At 72.4% G+C, this 16,845-nt stretch carries 14 protein-coding genes and 1 tRNA gene; 4 read left to right on the plus strand and 11 right to left on the minus strand.

Going from position 1 to position 16,845, the window contains the following annotated elements:
- Position 1: 1 nt before the first annotated feature.
- From ACFPZJ_RS02535 to ACFPZJ_RS02565, 7 genes are all read right to left on the minus strand, one after another.
- Positions 2–676: a DUF8185 domain-containing protein gene (locus ACFPZJ_RS02535; protein WP_381016494.1), complete on the minus strand. Its 675-nt coding sequence runs from the start codon at positions 674–676 to the stop codon at positions 2–4.
- Positions 673–1,107: an acyl-CoA thioesterase gene (locus ACFPZJ_RS02540; RefSeq protein ID WP_381016497.1), complete on the minus strand. Its 435-nt coding sequence runs from the start codon at positions 1,105–1,107 to the stop codon at positions 673–675. Before ACFPZJ_RS02540 ends, ACFPZJ_RS02535 begins: the two co-directional genes overlap by 4 nt.
- A 2-nt stretch (positions 1,108–1,109) precedes the next feature.
- Entirely contained in the window at positions 1,110–2,774 is a 1,665-nt protein-coding gene (ettA, locus tag ACFPZJ_RS02545) for an energy-dependent translational throttle protein EttA (RefSeq protein ID WP_381016499.1), read from the minus strand.
- Between the two features lie 301 nt (positions 2,775–3,075).
- The gene (locus tag ACFPZJ_RS02550; protein ID WP_381016502.1) at positions 3,076–4,485 is read right to left on the minus strand and encodes a Cys-Gln thioester bond-forming surface protein; all 1,410 of its coding nucleotides are present in this window, start codon (positions 4,483–4,485) and stop codon (positions 3,076–3,078) included.
- A 263-nt stretch (positions 4,486–4,748) separates the two neighbouring features.
- Complete coding sequence (locus ACFPZJ_RS02555) at positions 4,749–5,213, minus strand: single-stranded DNA-binding protein (RefSeq protein WP_381016505.1); 465 nt, start codon at positions 5,211–5,213, stop codon at positions 4,749–4,751.
- A gap of 250 nt (positions 5,214–5,463) precedes the next feature.
- Positions 5,464–7,557, minus strand: coding sequence for a GTP-binding protein (locus ACFPZJ_RS02560; protein WP_381016508.1), 2,094 nt, complete (start codon positions 7,555–7,557; stop codon positions 5,464–5,466).
- A 3-nt stretch (positions 7,558–7,560) separates the two neighbouring features.
- A complete protein-coding gene (locus ACFPZJ_RS02565; RefSeq protein WP_381016510.1) occupies positions 7,561–9,168 on the minus strand; it encodes a dynamin family protein in 1,608 nt (535 codons plus the stop codon).
- A 320-nt stretch (positions 9,169–9,488) separates the two neighbouring features.
- Between ACFPZJ_RS02565 and ACFPZJ_RS02570 the strand changes: the two genes are divergently transcribed.
- Positions 9,489–9,564, plus strand: a tRNA-Arg gene (locus tag ACFPZJ_RS02570).
- Between the two features lie 263 nt (positions 9,565–9,827).
- A complete protein-coding gene (locus ACFPZJ_RS02575; protein ID WP_381016512.1) occupies positions 9,828–10,793 on the plus strand; it encodes a D-2-hydroxyacid dehydrogenase family protein in 966 nt (321 codons plus the stop codon).
- Between the two features lie 84 nt (positions 10,794–10,877).
- Here ACFPZJ_RS02575 and ACFPZJ_RS02580 read toward each other — a convergent pair whose 3' ends face one another.
- The 4 genes from ACFPZJ_RS02580 to ACFPZJ_RS02595 form a co-directional block, all read right to left on the minus strand.
- Positions 10,878–11,744: a tyrosinase family protein gene (locus ACFPZJ_RS02580; RefSeq protein WP_381016515.1), complete on the minus strand. Its 867-nt coding sequence runs from the start codon at positions 11,742–11,744 to the stop codon at positions 10,878–10,880.
- On the minus strand, positions 11,728–12,192 hold the full coding sequence (locus ACFPZJ_RS02585) for a tyrosinase family oxidase copper chaperone (RefSeq protein ID WP_381016518.1): 465 nt from the start codon (positions 12,190–12,192) through the stop codon (positions 11,728–11,730). The genes ACFPZJ_RS02580 and ACFPZJ_RS02585 overlap by 17 nt, the downstream gene beginning before the upstream one ends.
- A 263-nt stretch (positions 12,193–12,455) precedes the next feature.
- The gene (locus tag ACFPZJ_RS02590) at positions 12,456–12,716 is read right to left on the minus strand and encodes a hypothetical protein (protein WP_381016521.1); all 261 of its coding nucleotides are present in this window, start codon (positions 12,714–12,716) and stop codon (positions 12,456–12,458) included.
- Between the two features lie 308 nt (positions 12,717–13,024).
- Positions 13,025–13,726, minus strand: coding sequence for a hypothetical protein (locus ACFPZJ_RS02595; protein WP_381016523.1), 702 nt, complete (start codon positions 13,724–13,726; stop codon positions 13,025–13,027).
- 449 nt (positions 13,727–14,175) lie between these two features.
- On the opposite strand from ACFPZJ_RS02595, the gene ACFPZJ_RS02600 reads away from it, so the two are divergent.
- Both ACFPZJ_RS02600 and ACFPZJ_RS02605 read left to right on the plus strand, forming a co-directional pair.
- Positions 14,176–15,390, plus strand: a complete 1,215-nt coding sequence (locus ACFPZJ_RS02600) for a glycosyltransferase family 4 protein (RefSeq protein WP_381016526.1) — start codon at positions 14,176–14,178, stop codon at positions 15,388–15,390.
- On the plus strand, positions 15,387–16,841 hold the full coding sequence (locus tag ACFPZJ_RS02605) for an exopolysaccharide biosynthesis polyprenyl glycosylphosphotransferase (protein WP_381016529.1): 1,455 nt from the start codon (positions 15,387–15,389) through the stop codon (positions 16,839–16,841). Before ACFPZJ_RS02600 ends, ACFPZJ_RS02605 begins: the two co-directional genes overlap by 4 nt.
- Positions 16,842–16,845: the final 4 nt, after the last annotated feature.

Genomic DNA, 16,845 nt, shown 5'->3' on the forward strand with positions numbered 1-16,845 from the left:
GTCAGCGCACGCTGAGGCCCAGCGCCCCGGCTCCGGCCCGCCGCACCGCGATCGATCCGTACGGGGTACGCAGCCGCAGCCACGCCCCGGAGGAGACCAGGCCGAGCCCGCCCTCGCTCTCGGGACGCAGGAACCCCAGCGACTGGGCGGCGTGCACCGCCCGCACCGGCAGGTCGGTGTCCCCCACCGTGCGGGACCAGATCTCCCGTCCGATCCGGTCGAGTTCGGCACGGGTGCGCCGCTCGGGCGCGAGCTCCCCCGTACGGGACCGGAACTCGGTGACCGCGGCGGTCACGAGCGCCCGCAGGGCCTGTGGCGCCGGCAGCCCGGGCTCGCTGCGCCAGCCACCGCGCGGCGGCAGCACACCCGCCCACGGCGGACCGGTCACCGCGCCCGGCACGACGGCCGTCGCCGCCGTCTCGTCCACCGACTCCAGGAGCTCACCGGCGGACACGGTCACGTCGAGCGTGACCTCCAGCCCGTTCTCGTACGGCTTCACCAGCCGTACCGCGCGCACCGCCAGCACCTCGAAGGACGGCGGCCGCCCGAAGACGGCGAGCGCCGTGCCCGCCGCCTGCAGACGCACCGCCGCCCCACGGTCGTAGTGGAGCAGCCGGGAGAGGAAGGCGGCGAGGTCCGCTGCCTCCCCCTCGTCGGCGAGGTGGAGCACCGTCATGCGGCGACGGCCTCCCCCTCGTCGGCACCGTCGGCGGAGTCGGCCTCGTCCATGTACTCCTCGAGGAACTCCCGTTCCTCCGCCGTGATCCGGCGCGGCCGCTGCGCCTCGAAGTCGAACGGCACGATCACCGTCGAGGCCCGGACGTAGATCTGGTCGCCGTCCTTGACCTCGTAGGTGAGCGTGAACGACGCCGCCCTGATCTGCGTCACCCACAGCTCGATGTCCACCGGCGCGTGCCGGTGGACGAGCTGCCTCTTGTAGTCGATCTCGTGACGCGCCACCACAGACCCCTGCTGGAAGTCCTTGTCCGGGCGGAACAGGAAGTCGATACGGGCTTCCTCCAGGTAGCGCAGGAACACCACGTTGTTGACGTGGCCGTACGCGTCCATGTCCGCCCAGCGCAGCGGGCAGCGGTAGATGTGCCGCAAGATCAGCCCCGGGTCAGCTTCTTGTAGGTGGCACGGTGCGGACGGGCCGCGTCCGGGCCGAGCCGCTCGATCTTGTTCTTCTCGTACGACTCGAAGTTACCCTCGAACCAGAACCACTTGGACTCGCCCTCGTAGGCGAGAATGTGCGTGGCCACACGGTCGAGGAACCACCGGTCGTGGGAGACGACGACGGCGCAGCCCGGGAACTCCAGCAGGGCGTTCTCCAGGCTGGACAGCGTCTCCACGTCCAGGTCGTTGGTCGGCTCGTCGAGCAGCAGCAGGTTGCCGCCCTGCTTCAGGGTCAGCGCCAGATTCAGCCGGTTGCGCTCACCGCCGGAGAGGACCCCGGCCGGCTTCTGCTGGTCCGGGCCCTTGAAGCCGAACGCGGACACGTACGCCCGGGAGGGCATCTCGACCTGGCCGACGTTGATGTAGTCGAGCCCGTCGGAGACGACCTCCCACAGCGTCTTCTTGGCGTCGATGTTCTCGCGGCTCTGGTCGACGTAGGAGATCTTGACGGTGTCGCCGACCTTGATGGCGCCGGAGTCGGGCTGCTCGATGCCCTGGATCATCTTGAACAGGGTGGTCTTGCCGGCGCCGTTCGGACCGATGACACCGACGATGCCGTTGCGCGGCAGCGTGAAGGAGAGGTCGTCGATCAGGACCTTCTCGCCGAAGGCCTTGCTGAGGTTGTTGACCTCGACGACGACGTTGCCCAGTCGCGGCCCCGGCGGAATCTGGATCTCCTCGAAGTCCAGCTTCCGCATCTTGTCGGCCTCGGCGGCCATCTCCTCGTACCGGGCCAGACGCGCCTTGGACTTGGCCTGCCGCCCCTTGGCGTTGGAGCGCACCCACTCCAGCTCTTCCTTGAGGCGCTTCTGCCGCTTGGCGTCCTTCTGCCCCTCGACCTTGAGGCGGGCAGCCTTGGTCTCCAGGTACTTGGAGTAGTTGCCCTCGTAGCCGTGCAGACGGCCGCGGTCGACCTCGCAGATCCACCCGGCGACGTTGTCGAGGAAGTACCGGTCGTGGGTGACGGCCACGACGGTGCCCGGGTACTTGGCCAGGTGCTGCTCCAGCCAGTTCACCGACTCGGCGTCGAGGTGGTTGGTGGGCTCGTCGAGCAGCAGCAGGTCCGGCTGCTCCAGCAGCAGCTTGCACAGCGCGACGCGGCGGCGCTCACCACCGGAGAGGGTGGTGACGGGCCAGTCGCCGGGCGGGCAGCCGAGGGCGTCCATGGCCTGCTCGAGCTGGGCGTCGAGATCCCAGGCCTCCGCGTGGTCGAGCTCCTCCTGGAGCTTGCCCATCTCCTCCAGGAGCGCGTCCGAGTAGTCGGTGGCCATCAGCTCGGCGATCTCGTTGAACCGGTCGAGCTTGGCCTTGATCTCGGCCACACCCTCCTGGACGTTCTCCAGGACGGTCTTCTCCTCGTTCAGCGGGGGCTCCTGCAGCAGGATGCCGACGCTGTAGCCGGGGGTGAGGAAGGCGTCACCGTTGGACGGCTGCTCCAGCCCGGCCATGATCTTGAGGACGGTGGACTTACCGGCACCGTTCGGACCGACGACGCCGATCTTGGCACCCGGCAGGAAGTTCAGGGTGACGTCGTCGAGAATCACCTTGTCGCCGTGCGCCTTGCGCGCCTTGCGCATGGTGTAAATGAACTCAGCCAAGAGAAACCGTCCGGCAGCTTGAAATCTGGCAGTGGGCAGATACACCCCATCTTGCCGTACGGCTAGGCCAGGGTGGAAACGCGTATGCTGCTGGGCTTCTGACCTGGGATTTCTCCGCTGATGGCTGTGGCTCGTCTGTCACTGCCGGTCGCCGTTGGTCGGCTTCGGGCAGCCTCGCACGGCCCAGGGACGGCCCAGAGATGATCGGCATGTGCAGTCGCCAAGGATCCGTGCCGCACGGCGCCGCCCAGTCCCCCGGTGCCCGCGCAGTCCCGCAATGCCGCTCAGCCCCACGCGCCGCTCAGTCCCGCGGCGGCGTCTGCCTGCGGCGGACGATCAACAGGGCCGCTCCACCGATCACGACCAGGGCGATCGCCGTGCCGGCGATGAACGGGGTGGCGCTGGAGGAGCCGGTCGCGGCCAGGTTCGTGGGCGAGGTCGGGCCGGCGACCGTCGCCGGGCTCGGCTCGGTGAGGGTCTGGGTCGTGGCGCCGCCCTGTGGGCCCTGGGTGCGGCAGTCGAGCATGCCGGTGAACCGCTGCTCGAAGCCGCCGGGCCCCTGGACGGTGAAGTCGTACCCCTGGTCCTCCGGCAGGGGCAGCGTCACCGTCAGGGTCTCCCCGGCGGCGACGGTGTGCTTCGTGCCGGCCAGCTCGAAGGTGTACGGCTCGTCGCCCTCGTTGACGGCCGTGAGGTCCACCCCGCCCTCGGCGCAGTTCTTCTCCGCGGACAGTGCGGTCAGCGCCCCGCTCTCGCCCCACGTCGCACTGGCCGCCGCCGAGACCGTCGACGCGCTGGAGCCGGCCAGGATCTGCGTTTGGCTGCGGCCCTCCGACGCGAAGGCCCGGCCGACCGGGACGGTCGTGGAGGCCTGCACGGTCAGCTGCGCCGTCCCGGCCGGCGCGTCCTTCGGCACCTCGAAGAACAGCTGGCTGCCGTCCCGGGCCGACGTGACCGCCCTGCCGGTCCGGTCGACGATTCGTACGCCGCTGGTGGCGGCGTCCGCCGGCGGTGACACCGTCACACCCCTCGCGTTGGTGCCCACCGTCACCGGGCCGAGCCGCTCCCCGGGGCGGCCGGAGACCGCGGCCGGGGAGAGGGTGAGCGACGCCCTGGGCTCGGGCAGGTCGCGGGCGTTCTTCTCCAGGTAGTCCGCGAGCCGCTCGGCCTGCGGGTCGACGGCGTCGACGTCCGCGTCGTCGGAGTAGCGCCAGATGGCCACCTGCGTACCGGCCGCGGCGTCCTGTTCGGTGAGCGCGCCGCGCACCCCCGCCTTCTGGGCGAGCGCCGCGAGGTCGTTCACCTGCGGGTAGGAGTTCTGCAGGATCCAGCGGATCCGGCCGGCGTCCTTGTTGGCACCCAGCGAGGTGCCGTCCCAGGCGGTCTCGTGATACCTGGCGTCCTTCTGCGTGGGGTTGTGCATGTCCACGCAGTACGTCTGCAGGGTGCCGCCGCCCTCGACGGACATCTCGAACAGCCCCGCCGACACCTGCTGGTCCCCGGGCTCGCCATGTATGACCGCGGCGCCGTACGTCTTGAGCCCGCCTATGGTGGCGGTCGCCCCGCTCTCGCTCCGCGCTGTCTCCTCGGCGCCGGCCGTGCCGGCACCGGCCATCACCCCGGCCGTGACGAGCCCGGACACCAGCGTCGCGGCACCGAGGCCGACGGCCCCTCGCCTGCGCGCGGACAACGCAGAGAACGCAGCAATCACCAAATTCCCCTTCGAGCAGGACCCGTTGACGTGGGGGGACGGTCCCACCAGCAGAATCTCCCAGCTCCGAGAGCTATGCCCGGCATCCTAGGGACGCCGCGCAGCCCGCTTCCCGGGGATGCCGCCGGGCGCCCGATCCGACTCGGAATCGTTATCGCGGAGACCACCGCTGAACAGGGCTTATCGACAATTCCACCCCGGTTGGTCCGGTACGCGCCCGCCGAAGAGCCGCGGGCCCACCACCGTCGCCCGGGCAGCTGACGTCACGTCACTGCCGCTGGCTCCCGCCGCGGTTGGGCCTCGTTTGCGCCGGAATCCGCGGGGGTCTCCCAGTCGGGCTCGGGCTGCGCCGGCGCGGACGCCGTCTCCGGCCGGCCCGCGCGCCGGAAGGCCGACGTGCCCCAGGTCAGGTCGTGGCCGATCGCCACCGCGTCGATGTCCGCCGAGGTCCAGTTCTGTCCCTCGCGCACGTCCGTACGCACCTTCAGCCTGCCCTGCACGATGACCGGTTCCCCCACCGACAGGGACGCCTGCACGTGCGTGGCGAGCTGCCGATTGGCCCACACCGTGAAGAAGTTGGTGTGCCCGTCGGCCCACGTGTTCTTCTCGCGGTCCCAGTAGCGCGAGGTCACCGCCAGCCGGAACCTCGCCGACGGACCGGACACCGGCTCCCGGTACACCGGCGGCGTCGCCACCCGGCCGACCGCGCAGACCATCGTCTCGTTCATCGCGAATCCCTCCCTCGCCCGGTTCCGACGCCGGGCTGACACGCGTACGGGCCCGTCCCGTACGGCTGCGTCCGACGCGGCGGCCGTGCATGACGCACCGACCGCCGCCGACACGGCGATCGCGTTCGTCGCGAGCGCCGTGACGCCAGACTGCCTCCGCCGGGCCGAGCCCGCCGAGCCCTGTGGACCACCGCCCACCTGGGGAAAACTCCGCCACTCGAACGAGTGAGTCACCCCACCGTCGCACCGCTCATCCGCGGGCACCCACCCCGATGACCCGCCCGTACTGTTCCCGCACCTCCCCGTACCGGAGCAGCTCCGCCGCCACGGGATCGAGTACCCGGGCCCGGCCGCAGCCCGCCGCCGCCTCCCGCAATCGCCGCTCCGCCTCCTGCCCGTACCGCCTCGCCGGGCCGCGGGCCGCCATCCGGCAGCTCCACTCGATGAGCGGCCCGCCGACGATGCCGATCACCATCAGCAGCACCGGCACCCCCAGGTTCGGCGACATGAACCCGATGATCTGGCCCAGCAGCCACAGCCCTCCGAGGAACTGAAGGATCGTCATGGATGCCTGGGCGAGCACGGCCACCGGCCACCAGCCCGGCCGCGGCGGCCGCCCGGGCGGCAGTCCCGCGCGCGTGGCGAGCTCGTCCAGCGCCTCGGGCAGCCCCTGGGAGCCGCGTGCGGCCGCCTCCCGCACCGCCTGCGCCCACGGCGCCGGCAGCCCGGCCGACGCCCGGTCGGCCACCATGCGTACGGCCTGTTCGACCCGCTGCCGGGCCGTGGCCTCCTCGTCCGCCTGGGTGCGCAGCGGGAACCGGCCGGTGGGCGCTTCGCGCCGACCCTGGTACCAGCGCCACAGCCGCAGCCAGGGGGTGCCGCAGGCGCGGTTGGCGTTGCGCAGCCACGCGCGTTCGGCGGCCTCGCCCGCGGCCGTGGCACCCACGGCGTCCGCGAGCAGGGCCGAGAACTCCTCCCGCGCCTCCTCGCTGAGCCCGGTCCGGCGTCGGGTCGCGTACACGGGCCACAGCCGCGCGGCGGCGAGATCGACGTCGGCCGAGATCCGGCGTGCGGCGGCGCCGCGTTCCGCCACGAACTGGCCGAGCACTTCGCGCAGTTCCCCGACGCCGTCCCCGGTGAGCGCGGACAGCGCGAGCACGGTCGTGCCCGGTTCGCCGTACTCGCCGAGGGCGATGCCGTCCTCGTCGAGCAGTCGCCGCAGGTCGTCGAGGACCTGCTCGGCGGCCTCGCCGGGCAGCCGGTCGATCTGGTTGAGGACGACGAACATGACCTCGGCATGAGCCGCCATGGGCCGCAGGTAGCGCTCGTGGAGCATGGCGTCGGCGTACTTCTCGGGGTCGACGACCCAGATGACCGCGTCGACGAGCGCCAGGACGCGGTCCACGGCCTCGCGGTGCTGTACGGCCGCCGAGTCGTGGTCGGGCAGGTCGATCAGGACGAGCCCGCGCAATTGCCCGTCCACCTCGCTCTGCAGCGGACGCCGCCGCAGCCGGGGCGGGATGCCGAGCCGCTCGATGAGGCCGGCCGCCCCGTCGCTCCAGCTGCAGGCGATGGGCGAGGCGGTGGTCGGCCGGCGTACGCCCGTCTCCGAGATGGCCACCCCGGCGAGCGCGTTGAACAGCTGGGACTTGCCGCTTCCCGTCGCGCCCGCGATGGCGACGACGGTGTGCTGCCCCGACAGTCTGCGCCGCGCGGCCGCCTCGTCGAGGACCCGGCCGGCCTCGGCCAGCGTCCTGCTGTCGAGCCGGGTGCGGGAGAGCCCCACCAGTTCGCGCAGCGCGTCGAGCCGCGAGCTCAGCGGACCGTCGTACGCCAGAGGGCTCACACCCGGCGCGACCGGCGCTCGGCTCTCCATGACGGGGTAGGGCCGCTCGGTGACGGTCTCGTTGACACGCCGCGCGATCAGCCCGTCGTCCCACGCACCCGCGGAGTCCGTACGACCGCCCGCGCCCGGGCGGATGGAGGCGTCGGCGTCCGCCACGCGCGCGTGGGCGTCGTGCGCGCGTCCCTCGCAACGCACCTCGGCGTCCCGCTGCCGCCCGCCCTCCGTCGCAGGGCCCTCGGAACTGCCGGCGGAAGCGGCCTCCCCGGGTGAGCCGCTTTCGGGAGCGTCCTGTTCATGGGCCCGTTTCCCGGCCTGATCGCCCCGCTGCTCCTCCACGGCGCCCGCGTCCGCCTTGGGGTCACCGAGGTCGCTCGCATCACGGGTCTGGCCTGAGTCACAGCCATCACGAGCATCTCGGGAGTCCTCACAGTCCCGGGAACCCCGGGAGTCCCGTTGGTCGTGGTGCTCGGTGTGGTCCTGGTCAGTGACGGCGGTCACCGGTCACCTCTCCTTCTGCAGTACGGACAGCGCGGCAATCAGTTCGGCCTGGGGCTCCGGATGCACCTCCAGTGCGTCGAGCGGGGCGAGACGGCGTTCGCGCTCGGCGTGCATGACCCGGTCGACATGCTCGACGAGCAGCCGCCCGGCCCGCTCGCGCAGCCGCAGCGCCCGGTGCGCGCCGATCCGCTCGGCCAGCCCTTCTCCCGCCGTGCGGCCCCGGCGGCCGCCGAGCAGCGCGGTGGCGACCAGGGCGGCGACCGTCTCGGGGTCGGGCGCGAGGCTCCGGTCGAGCTCACGCATCTCTTCCTCGGCGTACTCCTCCAGCTCCCGCCGCCACCGCCGTACGGCCAGCTCGATGCGGTGCTCGGCGCTCTCCGGGGCGCAGTCGCGGTCGGCGAGCTCCGGGGCGGCCGCGGCCGGTTCGCGCCGCCAGGCGTCGTTGACGCGCTCGTCGGCGGCGGTGACCGCGCACAGCAGCACCGCGCTCAGGCTCTCCACGAGGGCGTCGAGAAGCTCGCCGGCGGTGCAGTCGAGCGGGAAGGCGCGCCACCGTTTCAGCGCGTCCCCGGCGAGTACGGCCCCGGCCTGCAGCCGGCCTCGCACGCGCGTGTTCTCGCTGTCGTACGCCGAGTCGACGGCGGCGGTGAGCCGCATGGCGGCCGCGTGCTGCGCCGCGGCGGCGCTGGCGAGCTCGGGCATCCGGGACTTCAGGGACTCCAGGACGCCGTACGCCGTGCGGGCCATGACGTGCTGCCGGGCCGCCGCGTCCTGCGCCTGGTGGACGAGCCAGGTGCGCAGCTGCGCGACGGCGCTGCCCGGCAGCAGCCCGCCGCCCCACACCGACTCGGGCAGCTCCGGCACGGTGAACCGCGGTACGTGCCCGAGGCCGGCCTTGGTGAGCAGGGCGCCGTACTGCCGCGACACCTCGGTCGCCACCTGGTGGGGCACGCGGTCCAGCACCGTGACCAGGGTGACGTCGTACTCCTTGGCGGTGCGCAGCAGGTGCCAGGGCACCGCGTCGGCGTACCGGGCGGCCGTGGTGACCATCACCCAGATGTCGGCGGCGCAGATCAGCTCGGCGGCCAGGATCCGGTTGTCGGAGACCAGGGAGTCGATATCGGGCGCGTCGAGGAGGGCGAGGCCGGGCGGCAGCGTGTCGGCGGTCTCGATGCGCAGCACGCGCGCGGGGTTCTCGCCGGGCAGCAGCAGGTCGTCCGTCGGCTCCCGTTGAGGCCCCCACACGCGGGTGAGGTCGGGCAGCACCCGCATCCCGCTGAACCAGTGCTGGTCCTCCGGATGGCAGACCAGCACCGGCGTCCGGGTCGTCGGCCGCAGCACGCCCGCCTCGCTCACCCGCCGACCCACGAGGGAGTTGACGAGCGTCGACTTCCCGGCCCCCGTGGAACCTCCCACGACGGCCAGCAACGGCGCTTCGGGCTCTTTGAGGCGGGGCACCAAATAATCGTCGAGCTGCGCGAGCAGTTCGTCGCGGTTGGCACGCGCGCGTGGAGCCCCCGCCAGGGGCAGCGGGAAGCGTGCGGCGGCGACACGGTCGCGCAGGGCGGAGAGTGCGTCGAGCAGCTGAGGCCTTACGTCCAAGGTCACCACATGTGAAGAATGCCCAATTTTAGGGGAATTCTGAAGCATATGAGCATGTCTGCGCGCCGAGGGAACAGAAGGGACGGAAGGGACTACTGGGACACGGGCGCGGTCCTGGCATAACGAGTGCACAACACCCGCTGCGTGAGAGGCCGAAAGCGGTGCACGATTCGTACCTGCCTGCGATTATCAGGACCGCTTCACCGAACCTCCACATCGAGCCACGGAGGCGAAGCAACAGGGGCAAGGATGCGGGAGCCCTATCCTTGTCCCCGGCACGTCACGGATCAGCCCACACCCGGGCACCACGACAGAGGCCACCACACCAGGCCCCCGTAGCTCAGTGGATAGAGCAGGCGCCTTCTAAGCGCTTGGCCGCAGGTTCGAGTCCTGCCGGGGGCGCCACTGACAGCCGTCCGAGGCTTGGGGCCGCGAAGAAACACCCAGGTTTCTCGGCGTCGGCCGCACGCACGCCGTAACCGGTGCTGAGCCACGTCACTTCGCCGGACACCCCTTCACACCGCACTCCACAGGCCGTTGCTCGCCCTCTGGCCCTTCCTCGTCCCCTCGAGGCCCGTCATAGAGTCGGTCTCGCCGCCCCGTACCGAGCCCCGGAGCGCCGGGAGCGTCGGAACGGGTCCGAGCGGGCACCGGAGAGAGGGGACGACGTGCGGCTGCGCTGCGCTGTGCTGGACGACTTCCAGAGGGTGGCCGCGGAGGCCACGGACTGGTCGCCGATCGCGGACGACGTGGAGGTCGTCTCCTTCGACACCCACTTCGCCGACGAGGACGCCCTCGCCGCGGCCCTCGGCGGGTTCGACATCGTGGTGACCCTGCGGGAGCGCGTCCCCTTCCCCGGTTCCCTCATCGCCCGGCTGCCGCGGCTGAAGCTGCTCATCGCCTCCGGCATGCGCAACTCGGTCATCGACTACGCGGCGGCCGAGGCACACGGCGTCACCGTGTGCGGCACGGCCAGTTCCTCCACGCCGCCCGTCGAACTCACCTGGGCGCTGCTCCTCGGACTCGCCCGGGGCATCGTCGAGGAGAGCACCGCCCTGCGCACCGGTGGCCCCTGGCAGTCCACCGTCGGCGCCGACCTGTACGGCCGCCGTCTGGGATTGCTCGGCCTCGGGAAGATCGGCAGTCGGGTGGCCCGGGTGGGCCTCGCCTTCGGCATGCGGGTCAGCGCCTGGAGCCAGAACCTCACCGGGGAACGCGCCGACGAGGTCGGCGTCGAGCTCGCCGCCGACAAGGAGGAGCTCCTCGCGACCAGCGACTTCGTGTCGGTCCACCTCGCCCTCGGCGACCGCACCCGCGGGCTCCTCGGCCCCGCGGAACTCGCCCTCCTGAAACCGACCGCCTACCTGATCAACACCTCCCGCGCGGCGATCGTCGACCAGGACGCCCTCCTCGCCGCCCTGCACGAGGGCCGGATCGCCGGCGCCGGCGTCGACGTCTTCGACATGGAGCCGCTGCCCGCCGGCCATCCGATGCGCACGGCACCACGCCTGCTGGCCACGCCCCACCTGGGCTATGTGTCGCGGGCCAACTACGAGACGTACTACGGCCAGGCGGTCGAGAACATCCGCGCCTACCTGGCCGGGTCGCCCGTACGGGTCCTCCCGTCCCCCTGACGCGCGCGGCCCGGGTGACGTCCTGAACGGCGTCGGCCGCCGCCTGCCCCCGAGCAGCTCGACGGTACGCCGACCGGGAACTGACTAGGCGTACCGGTAGATCTCGCTGTGGTCCTCCAGCTCGTCCGGTGTGACGTCCCACGGCGGCATCTTCTCGTGCCGTGCGATGACCCGGCCGTGCTGGTCGTTCCCTGGGGCGGGTGGCTTCGCCGGGAGATAACGGGCATTGGGGTGGCGCCGCTGCCAGCTGGACCAGATGAGGTCGACGAAGGCGTGGTGCATCCAGAAGACGGGGTCGTTGACGGATGCGCCGCCCACCATGTGGCCGCCGACCCAACGGTGCACCCGGTTGTGGGTGAGCCACGACGCGGGTCCCGACCCGGGCCCCCACCCCTCGAGCTTGTTGCGGAACCCCTTGGCCGACGTGGAGCCCCAGGGAGACGTGTCGTAGACGGTCTCCTGCATGACGCGCCCCAGATCCCTGGACGTGGGCAGCGTGAGCGGGTCGCGGGTGCGGCCCAGGTCACGCATGAGGTACTCGGTGTCGGTGACCCCCACCTTGATCGTCCACCGGCCGTGACGGTAGGCGAAGGGGCCGGACATCACCTGCCGGTCCGACCGCCGCCCGGTGCCGCCGAGCAGGTCGTCGGTCCACGGCACGGCGGTCGGTGTGCGGTCGCGCGTCCAGTCCCAGTACGGCAGGGTCACCGACTCGTCCACGCGGCGCAGCGCGTTCTCCAGGTCCAGCAGGAACTTGCGGTGCCAGGGCAGGAAGGACGGCGCCATGTGGGCGACGCGCAGCCCGCGCTCGCCGTCGGCGGTGTAGTACTGGATGTGCGTGCGCACGAATTCGTCGTACTCGCCCCGGCGTTTGACCTCCAGCAGCGCGTTGACGAAGCGTCGCCGTTCGGACGGCGTGAGCGTGCTGACGTCCTTACGGATGTACACCATGGCGATGCTCCCTCTCGGCTCCCCTGGCCCCACTCGGCGTATGACCGTCCTGCGGGTGACGGCTCCTGCCGCCGGGCGTGCCCGGCCGTGCGACGGGGCCGAGTTCGTCGACGGCGGCGCGCGCTGCGGCGAGCGGGGTGGCGTACGACTCGTAGTGGTCGATCATGCTCAGCCAGCTGCCGTCCGCCCGGCGCATCAGATGCAGCGGCCGACCGTCCACGGTGACGTGCCACGTGCCGGAGCCGCCGCTCCCGCACCGCCCGCCGCATCTGACGCCGGTGATGCGGCGCCCGCGATAGGTCTCGTCGAACCGCGCCTTCTCCGCGCCGGCCGACCTCGACGCCGCCAGGAACGGCGCGGCCATCACGCCGAGGGCCGCCGCGAACGCTCCCCGCACCACTCGCCGGCGTGCCGTCGTCGTCCGTCTGTGGCCGGCGCCGGCCGACATGCGGTCGTCGACGGGCAGGGGCTCACTGTGTACCGGTGCACACCGGGGTGGTCTGTTGCTCGCCAACGGTCTGTCTCCTCCTCGTCACGGGTCGGTCCCGCCCTTGCGCGGAGCACGGTCGAAAAGGGCCGATCCCGCGTGCGGCGGAATCGGCCCAGGGGCGGTCGCAGGCGCCCGAAGCACGGTGCGCGAAAAGCCCGGTAGAGGTCCGGCGAAAGCCTCGGACAACAGGGCGCCCGGACCGCTCAGTTCGGAGCGGGCACTCAGCTCGTCAGCTTGATGTTGCCCTGCTTGCCGAGGGCGCCGGTGGCCTTCTGGACGCCGTTGGGCGCCAGCGCGTTCTCCGAGCCGAGCAGGTCCGTCGCGTCCGACCCTCCCACCTTGACGCCCTTGACGGCGTTGTTCACCGCTCCGCCGAGGTCGGCGGGCTTGACCCCCGCGCCGTCCAGGGCGAGAGCGGGCGTGGCGAAACCGGCCACGAGCAGAGACCCGGCAACGACGGCGGCAGCCTTCAGAGACTTCATCGTGTTCCTTTCTTCGGCAACCCGAAAGTCACCAGCGGTAATTGCTACACCTCCTCCAACGAGCCCCCCGCGCCGTGGAAACCCCGAACGCGGAAAACCCCTGTCCTCCGCAGGAAAACTCACCCGAATGAAGGGCATGTCTTATCCGTGTTTCGCATCCTCCTATGAACGCGAGGCGAGAGCGGACGGGCGGGCGAGGCGACGTCCGTCACGCGAACGGACGTCGTACCGTCCCGCGCGAGGGTCGGTACGACGTCCGGAGAAGGGGACGAGTTGTGCCCGCTTCGCCACGCGCACAACTCCCGTTCTCAGGAAGGCGTGTCCACCGGCAGGCCGGGGATGGGCGGAACGGGCAGGCCGGTGCCGCCGAGGATGGCGGCGACGACGGCCGCGAGCTTGTTCGCCACGTCCGTGACGGCGGCGATGGCGCCGGCCACGTCACCGGACTGGGCGGCGACGACCAGGGCGTCCACGGACTCCTGCAGTTCGGCGAGCGCCTCGATCAGGGTATCGGCGCGCACACTCGCGTCGTGACGCGACGCGCTCCCCGCCGGCGGCGGCACGGACGCGGGGTTCGTCGACGTCGTCGGAGTGCTCGGCACCGCGGGCAGGGGCGCGGGGAGCGTGGTGCCGGGCGTAGCGGGAGTCGTCGTGCCAGGGGTCGTCGGCGTCGCGGGAGTTGTCGCACCAGGGGTCATGGGGCTCGCCGCGACTCTGGCGATGGCGATCCTGGCCGCGTCGCCGAGCCTGGTCGCCTCCGTGGCGGGCAGCCGGTGGTTCTGGGCCTTGAGCACGGCGTCCATCAGCGTGGTGACCGGCGGTACCACCGCGCCGATGTAACCCAGCTGCTGCACCTGGCTCTGCAGGGTGGCCGCGTCGGAGGCAGGGGCCGACTCACGAGTGCGGTCGCGCGCCGTGTCGGCCGCCACGGCGGCCGGAGCCGTGATGCCGAGCAGGAACGTGGCGCAGAGCGCGGAGGTCGCTATGCGCCGTGCCGAGAAAGCAGGCATGGGGGTCCTTTCGCAGGGAGGCGTAGGTCTTGGGGCCACCCTCAGTTCGGCGACAGCCCTCCGCAACCGAGCGGGCACAACGGGTGACGTCCGGCCTGCCCAAGGACCGGATCTCCGCTGGTGAGAGGCCCTGTCACCCCCTCCGGGAGCGCCACCCCGTTCGGCGCAGCACCCACGACGTGACGCTCGCGTCGGCCAGAGGCCGGGCGGGGTCGCCCGACCACGATGCGGGAAGTTTCGACCCTCTCATCCCTCTTGCCCGATATGAGAGAGATTCCGGGATAGAGTGACTCGTCACGAATCGTCAGAAACCCTAAGGTTCTTCGCGAAAGGGCAACGCCGGTCATGCGTAACGCCCGGGGTCTTTCCACTGCGGCACGCACGGGGATCCGCCTGTCCGACAGCCCGTCAGGCCGGAACGCCGGCCTTTCAGATCGTTCCGCGCGGTGATGAGCAGCCACCCCTCCGGATCGTTGCTCAGCGCGACGCGGCGGGCGGCTTCGCCCCACATCCTCCATGTCACCCAGCCGGTGGACGGCGGCGTCGCCCGTGTGGTCGCCGATCTGGTGCGTTCACAGCGTGCGGCCGGTCTCGACGTCACCGTCGCCTGTCCCGACGGCGACCTGGCACAGGCGCTGCGGGAGCTGGGCGCGGGCGTACGGCACTGGCCCGCCACGCGGGCGCCGGGACGGTCGCTTCCGGATGAGGTGCGTCGGCTCGCGCGCGTCGTCGGCGAGGTCCGGCCCGACGTGCTGCACGCACACAGCGCCAAGGCCGGGCTGGCCGCCCGGCTGGCAGTACGGGGGCGGTTCCCGACGGTGTTCCAGCCGCACGCCTGGTCGTTCGAGGCGGTCGGCGGTCTCGCGGCGGCGGCTGCCCTGGCGTGGGAGCGGTGGGCGGTGCGGTGGACCGCCCGCGTGGTCTGCGTCAGCGAGGCGGAGCGCGCGCTGGGCGTACGCGCCGGAGTCCGTGCCCCTTGCCGGGTGATCCCGAACGGGGTCGACCCGGAGCGTTTCCGCCCCACCGCCGGCACCGCTCCACGAGCCGTTCCGGCACCGCTCGCCGGCCTCGATCCAGCCGCTGCGCTGGTGGTGTGCGTGGCGCGGCTGTGTCGGCAGAAGGGTCAGGGCGTGCTGCTCGACGCGTGGCCCTCGGTGCTGCGGCGGGTGCCCGGGGCCCGGCTGGTGCTCGTCGGGGACGGGCCGGACGAGGGGCGGCTGCGGCACCGGGCGCCCGAGGGCGTGCTGTTCGCCGGTGCCGTCGCCGATGCCGCGCCCTGGTACCAGGCCGCCGACCTGGTGGTGCTGCCGTCCCGCTGGGAGGGCATGGCGCTGGCACCGCTGGAGGCGATGGCGTGCGGGCGGCCCGTGGTGGTCACGGACGTGGCCGGGGCCCGCGAGAGCCTGCCGCCCGGCCACCGGGCGCACTGTCTGGTTCCCGCCGGCCGACCGCGCCCGCTGGCCGACGCGCTCACCAGGCTGCTGCTCGATGCGCCGCTGCGCGAGTCGCTCGGCCGCCAGGGGCGCCGCCACGTACTGACCGCGCACGACGTGCGGCACTCGGCCGAGGCGGTCGCGGCCCTCTACCGCGAACTCCTCGGCTCCGGGCGCACGGTCACCCACGGCGCGGAACACACCGAGTGCAGGGAGTCCATCCGCTCGTGACCGTCGAACGTACCGTCCCTCCGCCCGCAGGCCAGCCGACGAAACCGGGATTTCCGCCCCTCTCGGTCCTCCCCCCGCGCGGCGCCCCCGGCGGCTACCGGTTCCCCGCCCGGCAGCGAACCGCGGCGCGGGGCGCACCCGCGCTGCCCCTGCTCGTCGCGGACGCGGTCGCCGCGCTCACCGCCGCGCCGGCCCTCCCCCACCCCCTGCTGACCGCGCCCCTGCTGCTCGCCGTCCTCTGGCTGAACGCGCAGGCGGCGCTGTACCGGCCCGTCGCCGTACCCGCCGTCATGGACGAACTCCCCGCCGTGTGCGCCCGGATCACCCTGAGCTGGTGCGCGCTCGCGGCCCTGGTGGCGGCGCTCTCCCCGGCGCACGCGCTGTCGGCCGGCACGCTGCTGACCGGCTGCGCCCTGCAGGCGGCGGTCGGTTGCGCCGGTCGCGGCGCGGTGCACTGGCGTCGCCGCCGTACCCTGGCCCGCCACCCCGCCGCGGCCCTCGTCGTGGGCCCGCCCGCCACCGCCCGGCGCGTGGCCGCCGCCTTCCTGCGCCGCGCGGAGTGCGGTCTGAGACCGGTGGGCATCGTCGCCGACGACGCGGCCGACGGTGAGGGGCTGCCGGTGCTTAGCACGCCGGAGGAGGTGCAGCGGGCCGTCATCCAGAACGGCGTACGGGCCGTGCTCGTCGTGCGGCCCACCAGCGCCCAGGACCCGCGGGTACGGGAGCTGGCCCAGGCGGGCTGCGCGCTGTGGGAGGTCGACGCCGACGTACCGGCGGCGTACGACCGGGCCGGGAGCCGCGCGCCCCGGCCCTCCGCCGCGCGGGAGCGGATCGCCGGCTTCTCCTGCCACCGCCTGGACTTCCGCCGCCGCTACGACAGCCCCGCCAAGCGCGTCTTCGACGTGCTGGTCTCCGGGGTGCTGCTCGTCCTCGCCGGCCCGGTGCTCCTGGTCTGCGCCGTCGCGCTGCGGATCAGCGAGGGGCCGGGCGTCGTCTTCCGTCAGGAGCGCGTCGGCAAGGACGGCCGCCCCTTCACGCTCCTGAAGTTCCGCACCCACCGCCCGGCCGACGTGCACGAGGCCGCGACCCGCTGGAGCGTGGCGGGCGAGCGGAGCATGAGCCCGTTCTGCCGCTTCCTGCGCCGGTCCTCGCTCGACGAGCTGCCCCAGCTGTGGAACGTCTTCCGCGGCGACATGAGCCTCGTCGGGCCGCGCCCCGAACGCCCGTACTTCGTCGCCGGGTTCAGCCGCACCCACCCCGGTTACGCCGCCCGCCACCGCATGCGCACCGGCATCACCGGGCTCGCCCAGGTCCACGGGCTGCGCGGCGACACCTCCATCGAGGACCGCGCCCGATTCGACAACGCGTACATCGACGACTGGTCGCTGTGGCTGGACATCCGCATCCTGCTGCGCACGGCCGCAGCGCTGACCCGCCCGACGGGGAGCTGAACGC

The sequence above is a fragment of the Streptomyces bullii genome (genome assembly GCF_042657145.1).
Classification (GTDB): domain Bacteria; phylum Actinomycetota; class Actinomycetes; order Streptomycetales; family Streptomycetaceae; genus Streptomyces; species Streptomyces bullii.

Bases quoted from the DNA above. Each gene is read 5' to 3' on its own strand.
- ACFPZJ_RS02535 (WP_381016494.1), bottom strand. From the start codon at position 676: ATGACGGTGCTCCACCTCGCCGACGAGGGGGAGGCAGCGGACCTCGCC.
- ACFPZJ_RS02555 (WP_381016505.1), bottom strand. From the start codon at position 5,213: ATGAACGAGACGATGGTCTGCGCGGTCGGCCGGGTGGCGACGCCGCCG.
- ACFPZJ_RS02580 (WP_381016515.1), bottom strand. From the start codon at position 11,744: ATGGTGTACATCCGTAAGGACGTCAGCACGCTCACGCCGTCCGAACGG.
- ACFPZJ_RS02585 (WP_381016518.1), bottom strand. From the start codon at position 12,192: ATGTCGGCCGGCGCCGGCCACAGACGGACGACGACGGCACGCCGGCGA.
- ACFPZJ_RS02590 (WP_381016521.1), bottom strand. From the start codon at position 12,716: ATGAAGTCTCTGAAGGCTGCCGCCGTCGTTGCCGGGTCTCTGCTCGTG.
- ACFPZJ_RS02595 (WP_381016523.1), bottom strand. From the start codon at position 13,726: ATGCCTGCTTTCTCGGCACGGCGCATAGCGACCTCCGCGCTCTGCGCC.
- ACFPZJ_RS02600 (WP_381016526.1), top strand. From the start codon at position 14,176: ATGAGCAGCCACCCCTCCGGATCGTTGCTCAGCGCGACGCGGCGGGCG.